The organism is Pseudoalteromonas arctica (assembly GCF_012927645.1).
GTDB lineage: Bacteria > Pseudomonadota > Gammaproteobacteria > Enterobacterales > Alteromonadaceae > Pseudoalteromonas > Pseudoalteromonas arctica_A.
In genome coordinates, this window is the sequence record NZ_JABBMT010000035.1 from 16,889 (window position 1) to 35,333 (window position 18,445).

Below are 18,445 nucleotides of genomic sequence, written 5' to 3' on the forward strand. Positions count from 1 at the left end.
GCGCCTTAAATACGTTGTGTATTGACTATACTATTTTCTGTACCAAAGCTGTTTGCTATGTATCCATCAGCATGATGATCATTATCCCAAATAGTACCATTCACTAAATACCGAAAATGAAACTGTTGGTCGTTCGGTAAGCGCTGTTTTAACTTAAAACATTGCTCTTTCTTATTGAACTTCATAGCAACAGGTTGCCAATCTGTAAATTCACCAACCAACTGAACTTGCTCAGCCTGAGGGTGCTGAAATTCAAATGTAACTTCAGCTTCATTTTTAGTTTTAAAAAATCGTTTATTTAACATAATGGGCTCCAAACTAAACCTAAGGTCAATTAATCCTTGCCACAGAAGTGCGTTCAACTACTCAACATACGCAGGGCTGTAAAATGCATTTTTATTAGCGCGTGTAACTTTTCAAGCTTGAAATTTGTTCAACTTTCAGACTGCGCTTGCTCGTTACGCTACGTTATCGCACAATTTATGTAGATAAAACACGACTATGTGCTCTGATTTGCCTAACAATCAAACATACTGCAGTAAAAGTAACCTCGAAAAATAAACACACCTTAGTTAAACAAAGTTATATTTATGCTTTATGACAGTGCAATTAAAAAAATATCGCACCAAATACGTGCAAATCAAACACAAAACACTCACCTCATTATCACCAACTAAATAAGAGCAAGAACTAAACCAAGTTTGATCACGGTCTGAATTATGACCTTTAAAGTAGTTAACAAATAACCACGGGTAAAGTGAATTTATTTAATAATTAAATTGAGTAAACGCTCAAAAAACATCAATAAAATAACACTCAACAAGAAAAGGGTTGCTTTTACAAGACTATTGCAAAAGAAATGTTTTGTCAGTGGCTGTGACAAACTATATACTGATAAAATTACGTAATACCTAATAATAAAATCATATAATTGGGATAAATGGTTTAATGGAATGACTAAACTTTTTCGCATACTCAGTATTGCCTCTATTGCTATATTTATTTTTTGCTATGGCATGAATATTTTATTGACCAAGCAAGTCAATACCATTAACCCACAACAATCTAGTATAGCTACTCGCGCTTTTGATACTGCTACCACCCAACTAACGATGCCCTCTTGGTATAACCCTATATTAAATGGCCATTATATTGTTCGCAAAGATGGTACTGATTATTTACTAATTAAAGCAACAGACACACAATTTATTACTGCTCAAGTATCATCCATGCTCAACGCCACTATTTTGTCACCCATAAATTTTATATTGTTGATTTTAACCGGTTTATTTTTAACGTGGTATTTTGGTAAACAATTAAATATTAAACGCGAAAGACAATTAATAGAACAACTTAATACACAAACAAAAAAAGTAATCGAGTCATTTAACATTCAACTCCCTGAGCTTGAGCATGCAACTGAAGTCACCCGTTTAAGCCAAGCAATTAATGCCTTAACGCACCACGTAGCCAATTATGCTCGTGAAACTCAAACCAGTATTTGCCAAGATAAATTGACTTTGTTAATTGATCGCCACGCTTATATTGAGCACTTAGAGCGCCAACTCAGTGACGCTGAACTCACAGATATTCACTGTGCCTTGCTATTTATTGATTTAGATGGTTTTAAGCAAGTAAATGACTCTTTTGGTCACAGTTTTGGTGATGAAGTATTGATTCAAGTCGCCGAACGCCTCGCCAGCGTATTACGCCACCACAAGCTTAATGATATCAATCCCACCAGTCTACTAGAGCAAAACCTAGCCCGTTTAGGGGGCGATGAATTCTCTATTTTTATTAAGAACATTGATTCCAATTCTAAAAGTTTGAATGTTGCACAGCATGTATTAAACGAAATAGAGCGGGACTTCGTACTGGGCAATAAACTAATTAAGATCAGTGCCAGTGTCGGTATTGCGGTTTACCCTGAGAGTGCTTCAACTCCCCATGCTCTGTTACAAATGGCGGATGTAGCTATGTATCGCGCTAAAACCGATGGACGTGGTATTTTTAAAGTCTATTCGCCAGAAATGGGCAATAAAATGCGCCGCTACCATTACTTACTTGAAGAGCTGCGCTTAGCGATTGCGTGCCATAATTTTCATTTATCATTTCAGCCTATTGTGCATGTTGAAGATTGCGCCATCGATTACTTTGAAGCATTAGTGCGTTGGGATCATCCTGTTGAAGGAACTATTTCTCCAGTGGAATTTATTCCGATTGCCGAAGAATCAAACCTCATATTAGAGCTTGGCGATTGGATAATGCTAGAATCATGTCGGCAAATGGCGGCATGGCATAATGCTGGTATGCGCAAAGTTAAAATCTCAGTTAACATCTCTGGTATTCAACTCAAACATCGCCCCATTCACGAATGGGTAATGAAAAAACTCGCCAAAACGGGTCTACCAGCCACGTCTTTGATGTTAGAGATCACCGAATCAACATTGATCACCGCAAGTGAAACTATCATTAATGAATTAGAGAAATTGCGAAAAGAAGGCGTTACTATCGCAATTGATGACTTTGGTACCGGTTTTAGTTCACTAAGTACCTTAGCTGATCTACCTATTGACGTGATCAAAATTGACAGATTATTCATAGCACAAGCTAATGAAAACCCTAAGTATAATGAAATATTAAATTCAATCAGTGAATTAGGCACAAAGCTTGGCCTTAAAATCGTTGCTGAAGGGGTAGAGGAAATCGCCCAGTTTGACTTAGTGAAACGCATGGGAATTAGCTGCGTGCAAGGGTATTTGGTCAGTCGTCCGCAGTCATCTGTGAATGTTGGCAGCAAAGTACTACAAGGTAATGTTAATCATATCGCGGCGACAGGCACTGGCGTATGGAACATCGAAACTTAACGATTATTCATTTATAGTATTATTGGCATAGAAATTCACCTTAAAATAGATAATAATACTCAATAACTTAGTATCAGATTTTACTTCCTACATGCTTAAAAAAAGTCTTTATTCATTAATCTCAATCGTAATTTTGCTGAGTATGGTACTTACCAGCATGTCAATTTATACCCTATACAGCAAAAAGAAACTCAGTGTTGATCCTAAATTAAAAGAAGTATCGGGGATCGAATTTGATAAATTCAAGCGCTTGTGGGCAATAAATGACAGTGGCGATGATCCAAAACTTTATCGCCTCAACGAAGATGGCTCTATCGCCAAAGAGATACTTGTTACTAATGCAAAAAACATTGATTGGGAAGATATGACTCAGAATGACTTTGGACACTTCTTTTTAGGTGACTTTGGTAATAATAAACAAGAACGTAAGTGGCTCACTATTTATAAAATAGAAAATCCCATCGACATCAAAACTGATACCACCGAAGCTGAAATTATCAAGTTCACTTATCCAGAACTTGACGGTAGCCCTATCCCCCCTGATAAACGAAACTTTGATCTAGAAGCATTTGTTGCCTTTGGCCGCCACTTATATTTGTTTACTAAAAACCGTACTGAGCCGTTTGATGGCATTACTAATGTGTATAAAGTTGGCGATCATGCAGCTAACTTTGATGCGCAGTTAATTGATTCATTTAAAACCTGTACAACCATGGAAAAGCTTTGCTGGATAACCTCTGCAGCACTAAGCCCCGATCGTACAAAATTAGTATTATTGGATTCTACCAGTATTTGGTTGTTTGAAAACTTTACTGGTGATAAATTTTTCTCAGGAGACGTATCACGAATAGATTTGGGGATTGTGACTCAAAAAGAAGCGATTACTTTTTATGATGAAAATACCATTGTATTCACCGATGAAGAATTTAAAGGAATTGGCGGTAACGCCTATGTCATTAAACTTGATGAAGTAACAAAAACCATCATTAAGAAAATACCAAAGGCGTCGGAAGATTAAAATAAATCTATATCCGTGCTTTTATCATTTGAGTCAATCAAGTTATTCTCCATTAACTGTTCATAAAAACACAGCCTATTACGACCATTTTCCTTAGCGTAATAAAGTGCCTTATCCGCATTTTCTAACACATTAATAGGAAAGTCGTAAGGGCTGATACGACACATGCCTATGCTAACAGTCATATTTGCAACAAATGGAAAATGAGTTTCTCTGATCATCTCCATAAACTCGTTCATTTTTTTTTCTATAGACTCAAAACTAGTGGGTTCAAACACTATCACAAACTCCTCTCCACCAAAGCGAAAAATCAAATCTGTTGAGCGTAGAAAGTAGCGCATTTTTTGTGCCAGCAGCAATAGAACTTCATCACCACAAACATGACCAAAGCTGTCATTTATTTTTTTAAAGTGATCAATATCAAGCATTGCCAGCCAAGATGTTGAGCTGAACCTACGCTTGCGATTGTTATCCATTTTTGCCGTTTTATGCTGTTTTATTACTTGCTTTTCAATTAGCTGCTTTATTTTTTTATCAAATGTTTGTCTATTTAACAGACCTGTCAGTTGATCCCGTTCATTTTCATGTAAGATAAATAAATAATTTTCATAGATACGGCAAAAGGCATTTAGCAACACTTGATCCGCACTTTTTAAACCTTTACAAACCACTGCAATAGCGCCTATCTGCTTATCTTGCAATGAAATTGGCAACCAACGCTTCTCCATGCCATCCGTTGATTGTACAGTAATAATGCACGCTGAGCGTAAGCATGACAACAGTTCAGGCTCTGGTGAGTCGACTACTTTACGTTGTGCCCATTCAAACTGATTACCATTAATTACTTTTAACGATATGCTTCGCTCAATCGTTAAATCAGTATGTACGTTTAAATCCTTATAAACCACAATTTCTGTGCAACCGACAAACTCTTGGATCGTCGAGATCAAGCTATATTCTAATGAATCTACATCTCGATTTTTAGTTATTTTAATAACAGAATTTAATAAGTTTTCTTCCATAGGGATCCTATATTCAAGTAACTGAACATTCTAAATTATGATTAATTACCCGTGAAAAAGTTTTAGAAAATATAAACAAAAACGCCAATAAAAATCGGGTTAATAATTACATTAACGAGTTAGAAAGCCCTGCACTAATTATAAGTATAGTGCGTAAATACTGTTTAGTCACAAAGATAGGGAATAATTTAACCTCAATATACTGCGCAGAAAAAATAATATATATAAAGTATGACATTCTGTATTTGTAGTCAACTTAGCGTTTAAATTTTGTTTCTAAAATAACAGAGGAAGTAGTCCGTTCAACCCCATCTAAATTACCAATATCATCGAGTAAATGGCTGAGTTTTTCTAAACTCTGTGCTTGTAAAACGGCTATTAAATCAAACTCACCACTGATAGCATACAATTGTGAAATTGCATCAATCTGCTTGAGTTCAAGGTTAGTCTTAGTGGTTAGTTTTTGCTTTACCTTGATTGATACATGGGCCGATACCATGGCACTTAGATACGCATTACCATAGTCAACACTATAGCCCTTTATTATCCCAGTCTCTTCTAGCTTTAACATTCTACTTTGTACCGTCGAACGTGATAAATTAAGTGCTCTGGCAAGATCAGAAATACTTGCTCTGGCATTTGTTCGTAGTATAGAAAGTAGCTTTTCATCTTGTATAGTTATCATATTGATTATTACCTTCGTCATTTTGCATTTTATTTTAATCATTTTTCACAAAATAGCACTGCAAATTTAAGCTTTGAACTCAGATAATAGCGGTAGTAAATAAAAAAAATCATTAGAGCACACTATTGCAGGGTAATAACGACTTGATTAACCCATTAAATGCAATTTATTTTCCATATTAAGTCAGAATTAGGTGTAACAAATGCAAGTAACAAGAGAATTATTCAACGATGTAATGATCCCTAACTATAACCCATCGGAGGTTATTCCGGTGCGTGGCCAAGGTTCTCGTGTTTGGGATCAAAACGATAAAGAATATATCGATTTTGCTGGCGGCATTGCGGTCAACTGTTTAGGCCACTGTCACCCAGCCCTTGTTAATGCGTTAAAAGAGCAAGGCGAAAAAATCTGGCACTTATCCAATGTAATGACCAATGAGCCAGCACTTCGGTTAGCTAAAAAAATCACTGAGGCAACATTTGCAGACAAAGTTTACTTTGCAAACTCAGGCGCAGAAGCAAATGAAGCAGCGCTAAAACTCGCGCGTCGTTTCGCATTAGATGTACATGGTGCTGATAAAAGCCAAATCATTGCATTTAACAAAGGCTTTCATGGTCGTACCTTCTTTACCGTAACTGTGGGTGGTCAAACCGCATATTCTGACGGCTTTGGTCCAAAACCTGCTGCTATTGATCATTGTGACTACAATGATTTAGCTGCTTTTGAAGCACTGATCAGCGATAAAACCTGCGCCGTAATGATGGAACCTCTACAAGGTGAAGGCGGCATTATCTCTGCAAATAATGACTTTATCAAAGGCGTGCGTGCTTTATGTGATAAACACAATACGTTGCTTATTTTTGATGAAGTACAAACGGGTGTAGGCCGTACAGGCTCACTATACGCATACCAAGAATTAGGCGTGACACCAGATATTTTAACAACAGCAAAAGCACTAGGGGGCGGTTTCCCTATTGGAGCGATGATCACCACGACTGATATTGCAGCACATCTTAAAGTGGGCACGCATGGTTCAACCTATGGCGGTAACCCGTTAGCGTGTGCAGTGGCAGAAGCGGCATTTGATACCGTGAATACCGAACAAGTGCTAAGCGGCGTTAAACAGCGTGAACAGCTTTTCCGTGATGGTTTTGCAGCGATCAACGCAAAATTCGACGTATTTAGTGAAGTACGCGGTAAAGGCCTACTATTAGGCGCCGTACTAAACAGCAAGTTTGAAGGGCGCGCTCGCGACTTTTTAGTCGCAAGTACTCAACAAGGACTAATGAGCTTAGTTGCTGGTACTAATGTTATTCGTTTTACGCCTTCACTGGTGATCCCATTTGAGGACATTAAAGAAGGTCTCGCACGCTTTGAAAAAGCCGTAGCAAACGTTGTAAACGGTTAACCTAATTTAACGCCCTGTTTAAGGGCGTTAAGGGAGCACTTTTAAATGCAAGTATTACGTCCTATAACCGCAAATGATTTTGACTCACTAAAAAAAATAGCAATAGAGTCGGGCCATGGTTTTACATCATTACCCGTTGATGATGCCTTGTTGTTAGAGAAAATTGAACGAGCAGAAAGCAGCTTTGCAAAAGACATTAATAAGCCTCAAGACGAGGGCTATCTATTTGTATTAGAAGACAGTGAAACAGGTCAAGTAGTCGGCACTACCGCGATTGAAGCGGCGGTCGGTATGAGTACTCCTTTGTATCACTATCATTTAGGTAAAACGGTTCATCATTCACGCACTCTTAACGTATATAACACCGTTGATATTCTCAGCATGTGTAATGATTACACCGGCTGCTCAGAGATATGTACACTGTTTTTACGTGCAGATAGCCGCAAAGGGCTAACGGGACGCTTCTTATCGCGCTCACGTTTTTTGTTTATGGCTCAACACAGTGAGCGTTTTGCCGATACCATCATTGCAGAAATGCGTGGCGTTAGTGACGAAAACGGTCATTCTCCATTTTGGCAATGGCTTGAAGAACATTTTTTCAGTATTGAATTCCCACAAGCCGATCATTTAGTCGGCTTAGGCGATAAAGTATTTATTAGTGAATTAATGCCCAAGTACCCTATTTACGCCAATCTGTTAAGTAAAAAAGCCCAAGCGGTAATTGGCAAAGTACACGAGCACACTAAACCTGCACTAAAACTGCTTGAAAAAGAAGGTTTTGAGCACCGTGGTTACGTTGATTTATTTGATGCTGGACCAACTGTCGAAGCCAAACTTGGCAATATACGTAGCATCCGTGAATCTCAAGTATGTCCTATTACCATAGGTGAACTTGATCATATTAATCAACAAAGTTCCGACACCTTAGCTATTTGCAATCAAGGCGTGAAAGACTTCAGAGCCACGTTCACTAAACATGCGCATTATAATCATGCTAAACATACCTTGATTATCAGCAGTGAAGTTGCAAAAGCACTTAAATTAAAACAAGGGGATGCAGCACGGTTTTTCCGTCTGTAAGCCTCTGTAGGAGTTTCTATGAGCGTTAATACACACAACAGCCAATTAATCAATAACCAATGGCAAATTGGCTTAGGTCATAATTTCAGTTCAATAAATCCAAGTAACGGGGATATTGTTTGGCAAGGTAAAGCAGCAAGTAAAGAACAAGTAGACGCAGCCATTAAATCAGCTCGTCAGGCACACATTACATGGGCAAATACCGCAATTACAGAGCGTATTGCGGTTCTTGAGCGTTTTGTTAGCCTGCTAAAAGAAAATAGCGAAGAGTTTGCGACTATTATTGCCCGCGAAACAGGGAAACCACTATGGGAAACACGCACCGAAGTGGGGGCTATGACAGGCAAAGTGGCGATCTCAATAAAAGCTCATCATGAACGAACAGGCACTACTGAAAATCCAATGCCCGGTGCTAAAGCTTTTATTCGTCATAAGCCACATGGCGTAGTGGCTATTTTTGGCCCTTATAATTTCCCAGGCCACCTCCCAAATGGTCATATTGTACCAGCAATTTTAGCGGGTAATACCGTCGTATTTAAACCATCTGAGCTAACCCCACTTGTTGCTCAATACACACTTGAGTTATGGTTAAAAGCAGGCCTGCCCGCTGGGGTGATCAACCTTGTTCAGGGTGAAGTTGACACCGGTATTGCACTTGCTAGCCACCAAGATACTGATGGGTTATTTTTTACTGGCAGCTCAAACACAGGTCATTTATTACATAAGCAGTTTGCTGGACATCCAGGTAAAATTTTGGCGCTAGAAATGGGGGGGAATAACCCGCTCATAATTAAAGATGTGGCTGACGTAAGTGCTGCCGTGCATGACATTATCCAATCCGGCTTTATAACTTCTGGCCAGCGCTGTACGTGCGCCCGCCGAGTGTTTATTGCTAATACAGCTAATGGTAATGCTATTTTAGAAAAGCTGATCACCGCAACTAAAAGTATTAAAGTTGCAGACAGCTTTAGCGAAGAACAACCTTTCATGGGGGCTATGATCAGCGAAAAAGCCGCGCTTGGTATGGTCGCCGCTCAGCAACAATTGATTGATATGGGAGCTGAACCTTTAGTTGAACTAAAACACTTAAAACCAGGCACAGGTTTTGTAAGCCCTGGTATTATCGATGTAACAAATGTGGCCAGCATCGCAGATGAAGAACACTTTGGCCCATTAATTAAAATTTATCGCTATAGCGACTTTGACAGTGCAATTGTGGAAGCGAACAATACCTCATTTGGTTTATCGGCTGGGCTTTTAAGTGACTCTAGTGAAGATTATGAGCACTTCTTAAAACATATTCGCGCCGGTATTGTTAACTGGAATCGCCCAATTACCGGTGCATCAAGTGCCGCGCCATTTGGTGGTATTGGTGCCAGTGGTAACCACAGAGCGAGCGCCTATTACGCCGCAGATTACTGCTCATACCCAGTAGCCTCTGTTGAAGCACCAAGCGTTAGTTTACCAAGTACCCTTGCGCCGGGCTTAATTATTGAATAATCAGTCGGCAGCTTAACAGCTGCAGAAATTAAATTAAGGAATTAAAAATGCACACAGATGTAAATGCCCTTTTTGACAACTTATGGCAAAACTACCTAGCGGTAACACCGTCAGCTGTAAAAGTTCATGAGCTATTAGGCTCGACACAACAAGATGATGTGATCAACGATCATATTGCACTACGCACTTTCAATCATGAAAAAATTGGTCTGGAAAAGTTAGCCGCCCATTTTTTAGCAGTCGGTTATAAAGAATGTGGTGAATATCATTTTGAAGCTAAAAAATTGTATGCTAAACATTATGAGCATAGCGATCCAAAGCAACCAAAAGTGTTTATTTCCGAATTACTTGTAGAGCAGTGTTCTGAGCAACTGCAAGCCATCGTTAATGAGCTGGTTGGCAGCATAGATGCAGATGCCGTAACCGCAGAAAACTTCTTATACTCAGGCACCCATTGGCAAGTAAGCTCTGAAACTTATAAACAGTTACTCGCTGAAAGCGAATATGCTGCGTGGATGTCAGCATGGGGTTACCGTGCTAATCATTTCACCGTGAACATTAATGAACTTGCCAAATTTGATAGAATTGAAGATGTTAACCAAGCACTTAAAGATGCTGGTTTTGCCCTTAATACTTCTGGCGGTGAAGTAAAAGGCTCACCAGAAGTATTACTTGAGCAATCATCAACTCTTGCCGACGACTTTGCCGTAGAGTTTAGTGACACGACGATGAGTATACCTAGTTGTTTTTATGAGTTTGCCCTACGTTATGCGCAACCTGATGGTGAACTCTACACCGGTTTCGTTGCAGCCTCTGCCGATAAAATTTTCGAAAGCACCAATGCACGTTAATTAATTATATAAAGCCCGCGAGGGCTTTTTTTAAAAGGTTAAAGCTTCTTATAGTTACTTGTAATAATGACTATTTATAAAACCTAATATAAACCAGCTATTTATAACAATTAATTTTGCTTGTCGAAAAACAAAGCAAAAAAATACTTCCAACTCAATAAGTTTATTATCGTGGCGCTTCAGTATGAAATTGTAGTAACTGAACAGTTCACTTAGCAGCGTATTACCTTGCATTTTGCACCTCACCACACGCGGCTGTTTTTGACCGAGGATTATCAAACTATTCGTGAAAGCCATAGATAAATTAGCTTGGATCTATACATCTAAAACCGCAGCTGCATATAACTGCAATCTTATAGTCCAAACACACTACTATTAACAGCATTATTCCGATAAATAAAATAATAATGTAAAGTTACAACTTTATATCCAGCTGTTTTTCTGACACTACAATTAATATTAAGCATGGTTATTATTTAATAAACAACATGAATAAATAATATTAATAAACACCTCAAAACAACATAATAAAAACATTTAAAACTAAATATTTACATTGTTAACATCTGTGTTATTTTAATTAATGACATCTAATGTCGATTTTAATAAAAATATTTAGGGAAAATATAAATGAAAAAATTCAACAAAAAATTGCTAGTAGCAGCTGTCGCTGCAGCAGTTAGTATTTCAAGTAATGTATATGCTGCTGATACAGGTGGTTTAAAAATAAGAGTGACGGATAAACAGGGGCAACCTATAGCAGGTGCAACTGTATCTGCGAAATCTCCCGAAAGTTTAATCGGGAAGCAAGCTATTTCAGATAGTAATGGTTATGTTTCATTACGAGGTTTAGACCCGTCAAGTAAATATGTTATTGATATTACCGGTGCGTCAATTCAGCCTTTTGAAGCAAAAAATGTTCGCGTTATTACTGATAAAAATTTAAATTTGAATTACTCCGTTGCTACTAGCAGTAACTCGATTGAAAAAATCGTTGTTTCAGGACGTTCTGTGACTGCAATCGACACAACATCCTCTTCAACCGGTCTTGATGTAACACTGGATATGACAGAATCACTCCCAACAGGTCGGAGTTTCCAAAGTTATTTGCAGTTAGTCCCAGGAGTTAAACCTTCAACAAATGGTAACCCATCATCTAAGTCGGGTGTAAACTACGCTGATTTAAACGGTGCGGCTGGTAGCTCATCTGATAACGTTTACTATATTGATGGAGTAAACGTTACAGATAATGTAAGCGGTACAGCTGGCGGTAATATAAATTCAGAAATAATACAAGAACAGCAAGTTTTAACCGGTGGCATTGAAGCTAAATATGCTGGTGGTGCAGGCTTAGTATCTCGTGTTATCACTAAATCAGGCAGTAATGAATTTCATGGCTCGATCAACTACTATTTCCAGAATGATAGCCTTGTTGCTGATTACGATAATAATTCTAAAAGTAAAAATAAGTTTTCAACATATGATACTGCTATCACACTTGGCGGTCCTATTATTGAAGATAAACTATGGTTTTTCGCATCTTATCAGTTAAAAAACCGTGAAGATGATATTACTAACTCAGAAACTGGTGAATTTAGCCACACTGTTGAGGATGACTCAGATCTTGGCTTTGGTAAAATAACATGGCAAGCTACAGATTCAGATCGTCTTGTTTTTACTTACTTCAATGACCCTAGAGACCTTTCTGGATCACGTTTAACAACAACTGCTTATAATCGCCAAAGAACACAAAAAACCGGCGGTGACAATTATAAAATAGACTACTCTCATTCATGGGAAGACTTTATCATTAATGTCGGCTATATGGAGCATGAAGCTGAGTTTTCTACTGTTGCTTTAGATAAATCAACGCGCAGCGATATTGCATTTTTAAGTACCTCACCTTCACAGTCACAAACTGATATTGGTGGCTTAGGTGCCGACACAATTCGCAACCGAAATAAACAAAGTGCTTATATTAATTTTGAGTATTACTTATACACAGATTTTGGTGATCACACTTTTGAAGCGGGTTATTCCATAGAGAATAATGAAAATATAACCAATAGCATCTATAATGGTGGGCCTCAATATAATTCAATTGCAGCATCAGATAGTGGTGTATCATTTGAAACATATGCTACAGGTCAATGGACTGGCGAAAAAGGCTTAGCTGCTGCAGACTATGTACGTGTAGCAACAGCCTTAAATAATAGTGGAAACTTACACGGTGCGGACTTAAATAATGATGGTACTGTCGATGAAGAAGAAGTCAAAGCAATTGTTTTCAACAGTACTTCTGGTAATCCGACAGGTGATGTAAATGCATACCAAATTGAACAAGTGCAACAAGCTTCTTCAAAATTAGAAACCAAAGGCAAAATTGCGTTCTTACAAGACAGTTTTACACTTGATAACCTAACTATAAAAGCGGGTTTAAGAGCGGAGAAATGGGATCACATTGCATCAACAGGTGAAACGATTTTTACTTTTGATTGGGAAGTTGCGCCTCGTTTAAGTGTTATCTACGATATATTTGGTGATGGTGACTCTAAAGTATGGGCATTTGGTGGACGTTACTACGACCCTCTTCGTACCGATATGACATCATTTGCTGGCAACCTGACAGGTTCAGTTCTTGAAGAAAGAGTATATGTTAATGATGATTGGGTAACGTTTAGAACACGTGGTGGTGTTAAGCAACAAGATGCATTTTTCTCGCCAAGTACAAAAACACCTTTCACAGACGAGTATTTAATTGGTTATTCAACTAATTTAACAGAAAGTACTAACATTTCTGTGACATATACTAAGCGTACAACCAAAGATATTATGGAAGATTATGACTTAAGTATTTACTCTGAAGATGGTTATTTAGCAGGGACAAGTCTTGAGTTGCCACTCTCTTATTTTGGTTACGATAAAAACCCTGGTTCAAACTATGTGATCGGTACATTAGCAGGTGGTAAGCGAGATTATGATGGAATTGAGGTTACGTTTAAAAAACTCCGTACTGACAACTGGTTTATGCTAGCGTCTTATACTCATAATGATGCGAAAGGCAACTCAAACTCTGATGGTAATGCTGACTTCCAAGGCGATTGGGAGATTCTGGATCCAAGAGCACCAAACATGTACGGAAAACAGCCGGGTAATGTTGAGCATCAGTTTAAGTTATTAGGCACTTATTATTTCAATAATAACTTAGAAATAGGCGGTGTTTATAACTGGAACTCAGGTACTCGCTATAGTAAAGCGCAATTAATTTCAGGTCGTTATCTACCTCTACAAGTCGATGAAGCTTATGAATTTGGCGGTTATAAAACTAATTGGGTGGCTGATAACTCAGTCGGTAGTGAAGTCACGCCGTCATATGGAACATTAGATATCCGAGTTAAATATACTCATGATTTTGATAAATACAAAGCCGAGTTTTTCTTAGATATTTTCAATATTCTTGACGACCAAGCCAATACAGTAGAGCAAGGATTAATTAGTGGTGATGGTAACTTTGCATTCGGTGAGGCAACTGACTGGGTAGAACCGCGCCGTTTTTATCTAGGTGCACGCCTTTCATTCTAATGTGTTAATTTAAAATTATTAGCAATACTAAATACCCTTTTTCAATCAGATAAAGGGTATTTTCTTTTATTTCAACTCAAATACCTATTGCGAAATACTTATATAAATCAAATGAATAGTGGTTTATAATCGTTTTCTAACTGTTCAAATGACAAATCACCAATAAAACGACCAAAACTAAGCCACGTTGCTAAACCGCGTAAATCTTTAAAATGTGGCGGAACAAACTTAGGGTCTTCAATTACACCTAAATCATGTAATTGCGATATTAGTCTAAAGTCATCAATCGAGATTTTACCCACTAACAGCAAGGGTAATTGATCGATGCGGCCAAGTTGTATCGCAACCCGAATTAAATTGTAAACCAATACAAACCCTTTGATATAAGCGATATCTTTAGTAAATGGCAATCCTGTTGCGGTACTGCCACGAAATACTCGCTGGGCCAGTGTATAGCTCTCATCTTTACTCAAGCCTTGGGCAACATAATCACGATATATATCAACAAACTCAGCCCCATCAATTACCTTGGTCACCGCTTGAATACGATTTACTAACTTCGCTAAACGACGAGGGGTTGATTTAAGGGTGATGATTTCGGTTAGTACTGCCAGCCCTTCTTGTGTCACTGTTGAACTTGGTGTGCCTTTACTTAAACAGGTTAAGTATGGCTGAGCTAAACCATTTTGCGTTGTACCTACGTGGATCCAGCCCTCATGGACTTCTAAAATATCAAGCTCACGTTGAGAAAACTTTACATCTTGATTTAGCTTAATATTATTAGCACCAGCAGCTGCATCACTGACGATCCCATCACTAATGACCACTTCAACATCGATACCTGGCATGCTTAAACGTACTTGTTCAGCAAGAATTCGAACGGCTTCATCAGCATCTATATTTTTAGGATCATCAGGTAAAATATCCGCAGCAAGTAAGTTCTTCAGCGGTAACTCGAGCATATTCGCAAGCTCTGATAACGATGGCTCACCGGCATGGAAAAGATCTTTTGGATGACCAAACAACTCTACCGATAAATCATGAAATTCAGCAGTGCCACGATATTCAAGCATACTCAATACTGTTTTGTACTCGCTGCACATTTTACTCATATATTGAGCGATAGGATTGAGTTGCCCGAGCTGGCTAATGATATTACGGTTTAGATCAGAAAATGCTTGGCGTAGCTCGCTAGGTACAAACCCTAGATCCCGTTGCTGATAATAAGCTTTATCAACCAGAGGATTCTTTTGGCATTTGTGCCTAAAAAACTCTTCTTTGATGCTTTTATCCCAATTTATCGCATCTAAAATGCGGATCGGAGTTTGTAGAGCGATTAATCGATCTGATAACTCGCGAGTTTTAAGTAATAACGCCTTATCTATCATGCTCTAAGCTCACTGCTGAATGAGCCTAGAGGATAGGCCAGATTTGTTCATTTTCAAAGCAGATTATCACTTACTTTACAAATTTACAGGGCTAGAAAAGTCGCTGATACGATTGACTATGCGCCCATTTTTATAAATAACCAAAGTAGGTACACTGCTGACTTTATTATCAATAAATAAATCATTACCGTGATCAATATACACTGGATGTATGACTTTAAATTTTTCTATGTATTCATCAACAGCCGCTTGATCTGTCCATAATTGGCTAATTCTTGCTTCACTATCTATCCCTTGTTTAGCTAAAGTGTTCATTTGCTTTTGCGCTGCAACACAATTCTTTGCCATGCTCGGCCGCGTATCCGCTAAATACCAATCACACCAGGTTGCTGTATATAACACCGCCTTTAAACCATACTCTGGAATAATTAAAGCAGTCGCAGCTTGCTTATTACCTTCATCTAACAAGTGAGGCTTTGCTACCATGCCATCATGTGATAATAATCGCAGTGTATTATCAAGTGCTTTATCTGCTTCATGGCCTTGAAAAATCACTTTGCCCGTTTTATCGAGTAACACATGAAAAGGAGTGCCTATAAATTGATAATGCTGAGCAACTTTTCCGGTGTGATCAGTCATTATTGGCATAGTTAAATTAAAGCGCTTGTTTACCGCGGCAACGGCACCTGGGTCATCATTGAGATCAATATTGATTGCTATCATATCAATAGTATCTCCATATTGTTCGTAAGCATGTTGGAAATGCGGCATCTGCTGCATACACGGTTTGCACCAGGTTGCCCAAAATTTTAAATAAACAGGCTTTTTGCCAACCATGCTACTCAGCTCGAACAGCTCACCCTGTTGATTTTTTAAAACCAAATCAGACTCATTTGCTAATAAATGTTGACTGCTTGAAAAGCATAAAAAGACCCACAGCAGCGTAATATATTTAGACTTCATCAGTGTTATCCCTAAAATAAATATACTTTAGCATAGTTGTTTTCTTAGCTGATTGTGATTTGGCGACAATGGTGAACTTTTCGATCATTTATCATCACATGGTATAAACTAAATCTAGTTAGGTTTCGTATCAGTTTAATTATCAAAACGACATTGGAATAGTGATGAAAAATGACATCGAAGGAAAACACTATAAAGGATTAACCGCATTTTCGCTGCTAATTAAGCACAACTAATTATAGCCTAATTAACAATTGCTCGTACCCACCTGGTAAACCATCGTTTATTAATGATAATCATGCTTAAAAATGATAGATTGCGGAAATTTTTCAATTTTAAGAGCCTTGCTATGTCAAAAGCCATCGACACTGCCGATTCATTGAGTGAAGAAAAACGATCGGGATTATTTAACCGATTTTTAGCCTCGGTTGAGTTTTTGGGGAATATGTTACCCCACCCAATCACTTTATTTGCCCTATTTTGTGTGGCTATTATTGTTTTCAGTGGTGTTGCTGATTGGTTTGGATTAAGTGCTATTGATCCTCGCCCTATTGGCTCCGCAGGTCGAGAACCTGACGGCGTTATCGAAGTTGTGAGTTTATTAAGTGCTGAAGGCTTACAACGTATCGTCACTGGCCTTGTTACTAACTTTACCAGTTTTGCTCCTTTAGGCACTGTGCTTGTTGCACTATTAGGTGTCAGCGTTGCCGAACATTCAGGCTTATTATCAGCTGCAATGCGTGGCATGGTAATGGGGGCATCAAAACGCTTAGTTACCTTTATGGTGGTATTTGCCGCTATATTATCTAATACTGCATCTGAACTTGGTTACGTTGTATTAATTCCATTAGCCGCGATGATCTTCCACAGTTTAGGTCGTCATCCATTAGCGGGCTTAGCCGCAGCTTTTGCCGGTGTATCGGGTGGTTACAGTGCTAATTTATTGTTAGGTACGATTGATCCATTGCTTGCAGGTATCACGACCCCGGCAGCACAAATGATTGATCCAACTTACCAAGTTGGCGCTGAAGCAAACTGGTATTTTATGATGATTTCAGTTTTACTGATTGCCGTATTAGGCACTTTCGTGACTGAAAAAATCGTTGAACCTCGTTTAGGTAAATATAACCCCGATGAAGCCAGTAGCGATCTTGCACAAAATAATATTGAGGGCTTAACAGCCAAAGAAAAGTCAGGCCTAAAATGGGCTGGAGTCTCATTATTATTAGTGTCTCTTTTATTGGCTTGGACAATTATTCCCGCTGATGGCATTTTGCGTCATCCTGAAACAGGCTTATTTGCCCACTCGCCTTTTTCTAAAGGTATTGTAGTTTTTATTTTCATCACCTTTGGTATACCAGGTTTCGTTTATGGCCGTGTCGTAGGCACCATGAAAAACGACAAAGACGTGATCAATGCGATGAGCAAAAGTATGAGCTCTATGGGCATGTACATTGTATTAGTATTTTTTGCCGCGCAGTTTGTCGCCTTTTTTAAGTGGACTAACTTAGGGACTATTTTAGCCATAAATGGCGCAGCTATGCTACAAGCCCTCAATCTGACCGGTCCTGAAGTATTTGTATTATTTATATTGATGTGTGCATTAGTGAATCTAAGCTTAGGCTCTTCATCTGCACAATGGGCGATCACTGCGCCTATCTTTGTGCCAATGCTCATGTTGATTGGCTATGCGCCAGAGACCATTCAGGCGGCTTATCGTATCGGTGATTCAGTCACTAACTTGATCACCCCAATGATGAGTTATTTTGGTTTGATCCTCGCGGTTGCCACTAAATATAAGAAAGACATGGGAATAGGCACACTTGTAGCAACAATGCTGCCTTACAGTATGATTTTCTTTGTCGGTTGGGTCGCTTTGTTTTATTTATGGGTGTTTGTATTTGGTCTGCCAGTAGGACCTGGCTCACCAATTTATTACACACCTTAATGAGCGATCATAGGTTGGATCTTAAGAAAACTTGAAGTTGAACTCTGTTAATGATCAAATAGTTACGCCAATAAAAAATGACTAAAAACAGAGTTCACATGCAGATTAACCAAGTTTCAAATCAATTAAAAGC

The 18,445-nt window shown here is 38.5% G+C and carries 13 protein-coding genes; 8 read left to right on the top strand and 5 right to left on the bottom strand.

Features of this window, described 5'->3' with window-relative positions; translation table 11 throughout:
• Window positions 1–5: 5 nt before the first annotated feature.
• On the bottom strand, window positions 6–305 hold the full coding sequence (locus HHO47_RS16280) for an isoamylase early set domain-containing protein (RefSeq protein WP_169021253.1): 300 nt from the start codon (window positions 303–305) through the stop codon (window positions 6–8).
• 648 nt (window positions 306–953) lie between these two features.
• Here HHO47_RS16280 and HHO47_RS16285 point away from each other — a divergent pair.
• Window positions 954–2,867: a putative bifunctional diguanylate cyclase/phosphodiesterase gene (locus HHO47_RS16285; protein WP_169021254.1), complete on the top strand. Its 1,914-nt coding sequence runs from the start codon at window positions 954–956 to the stop codon at window positions 2,865–2,867.
• Between the two features lie 91 nt (window positions 2,868–2,958).
• A complete protein-coding gene (locus HHO47_RS16290; protein ID WP_169021255.1) occupies window positions 2,959–3,885 on the top strand; it encodes a hypothetical protein in 927 nt (308 codons plus the stop codon).
• Here HHO47_RS16290 and HHO47_RS16295 read toward each other — a convergent pair.
• Complete coding sequence (locus HHO47_RS16295; protein WP_169021256.1) at window positions 3,882–4,907, bottom strand: GGDEF domain-containing protein; 1,026 nt, start codon at window positions 4,905–4,907, stop codon at window positions 3,882–3,884. The genes HHO47_RS16290 and HHO47_RS16295 overlap by 4 nt on opposite strands.
• A 256-nt stretch (window positions 4,908–5,163) precedes the next feature.
• Window positions 5,164–5,592 (bottom strand): Lrp/AsnC family transcriptional regulator, encoded by a 429-nt coding sequence (locus HHO47_RS16300; RefSeq protein WP_169021257.1) that lies wholly within the window; start codon window positions 5,590–5,592, stop codon window positions 5,164–5,166.
• A gap of 202 nt (window positions 5,593–5,794) precedes the next feature.
• Between HHO47_RS16300 and HHO47_RS16305 the strand changes: the two genes are divergently transcribed.
• The 5 genes from HHO47_RS16305 to HHO47_RS16325 all read left to right on the top strand — a co-directional run bounded on the left by HHO47_RS16305 (window position 5,795) and on the right by HHO47_RS16325 (window position 14,013).
• Window positions 5,795–7,000 (top strand): aspartate aminotransferase family protein, encoded by a 1,206-nt coding sequence (locus HHO47_RS16305; RefSeq protein ID WP_169021258.1) that lies wholly within the window; start codon window positions 5,795–5,797, stop codon window positions 6,998–7,000.
• A 45-nt stretch (window positions 7,001–7,045) separates the two neighbouring features.
• Window positions 7,046–8,080 (top strand): arginine N-succinyltransferase, encoded by a 1,035-nt coding sequence (gene astA, locus HHO47_RS16310; RefSeq protein ID WP_169021259.1) that lies wholly within the window; start codon window positions 7,046–7,048, stop codon window positions 8,078–8,080.
• 18 nt (window positions 8,081–8,098) lie between these two features.
• Complete coding sequence (gene astD / locus HHO47_RS16315) at window positions 8,099–9,580, top strand: succinylglutamate-semialdehyde dehydrogenase (protein WP_169021260.1); 1,482 nt, start codon at window positions 8,099–8,101, stop codon at window positions 9,578–9,580.
• Between the two features lie 47 nt (window positions 9,581–9,627).
• Window positions 9,628–10,431 (top strand): DUF1338 domain-containing protein, encoded by an 804-nt coding sequence (locus HHO47_RS16320; RefSeq protein WP_169021261.1) that lies wholly within the window; start codon window positions 9,628–9,630, stop codon window positions 10,429–10,431.
• A gap of 630 nt (window positions 10,432–11,061) precedes the next feature.
• Window positions 11,062–14,013 (top strand): TonB-dependent receptor, encoded by a 2,952-nt coding sequence (locus HHO47_RS16325; protein ID WP_169021262.1) that lies wholly within the window; start codon window positions 11,062–11,064, stop codon window positions 14,011–14,013.
• A gap of 107 nt (window positions 14,014–14,120) precedes the next feature.
• On the opposite strand, the gene HHO47_RS16330 is transcribed toward HHO47_RS16325, so the two are convergent.
• Together HHO47_RS16330 and HHO47_RS16335 are read right to left on the bottom strand one after the other, a co-directional pair.
• Window positions 14,121–15,401, bottom strand: a complete 1,281-nt coding sequence (locus tag HHO47_RS16330; protein WP_169021263.1) for a flavohemoglobin expression-modulating QEGLA motif protein — start codon at window positions 15,399–15,401, stop codon at window positions 14,121–14,123.
• A gap of 75 nt (window positions 15,402–15,476) precedes the next feature.
• Window positions 15,477–16,364: a redoxin family protein gene (locus HHO47_RS16335; protein ID WP_169021264.1), complete on the bottom strand. Its 888-nt coding sequence runs from the start codon at window positions 16,362–16,364 to the stop codon at window positions 15,477–15,479.
• 349 nt (window positions 16,365–16,713) lie between these two features.
• Here HHO47_RS16335 and HHO47_RS16340 point away from each other — a divergent pair, with 349 nt between their 5' ends.
• The gene (locus HHO47_RS16340) at window positions 16,714–18,312 is read left to right on the top strand and encodes an AbgT family transporter (protein WP_169021265.1); all 1,599 of its coding nucleotides are present in this window, start codon (window positions 16,714–16,716) and stop codon (window positions 18,310–18,312) included.
• Window positions 18,313–18,445: the final 133 nt, after the last annotated feature.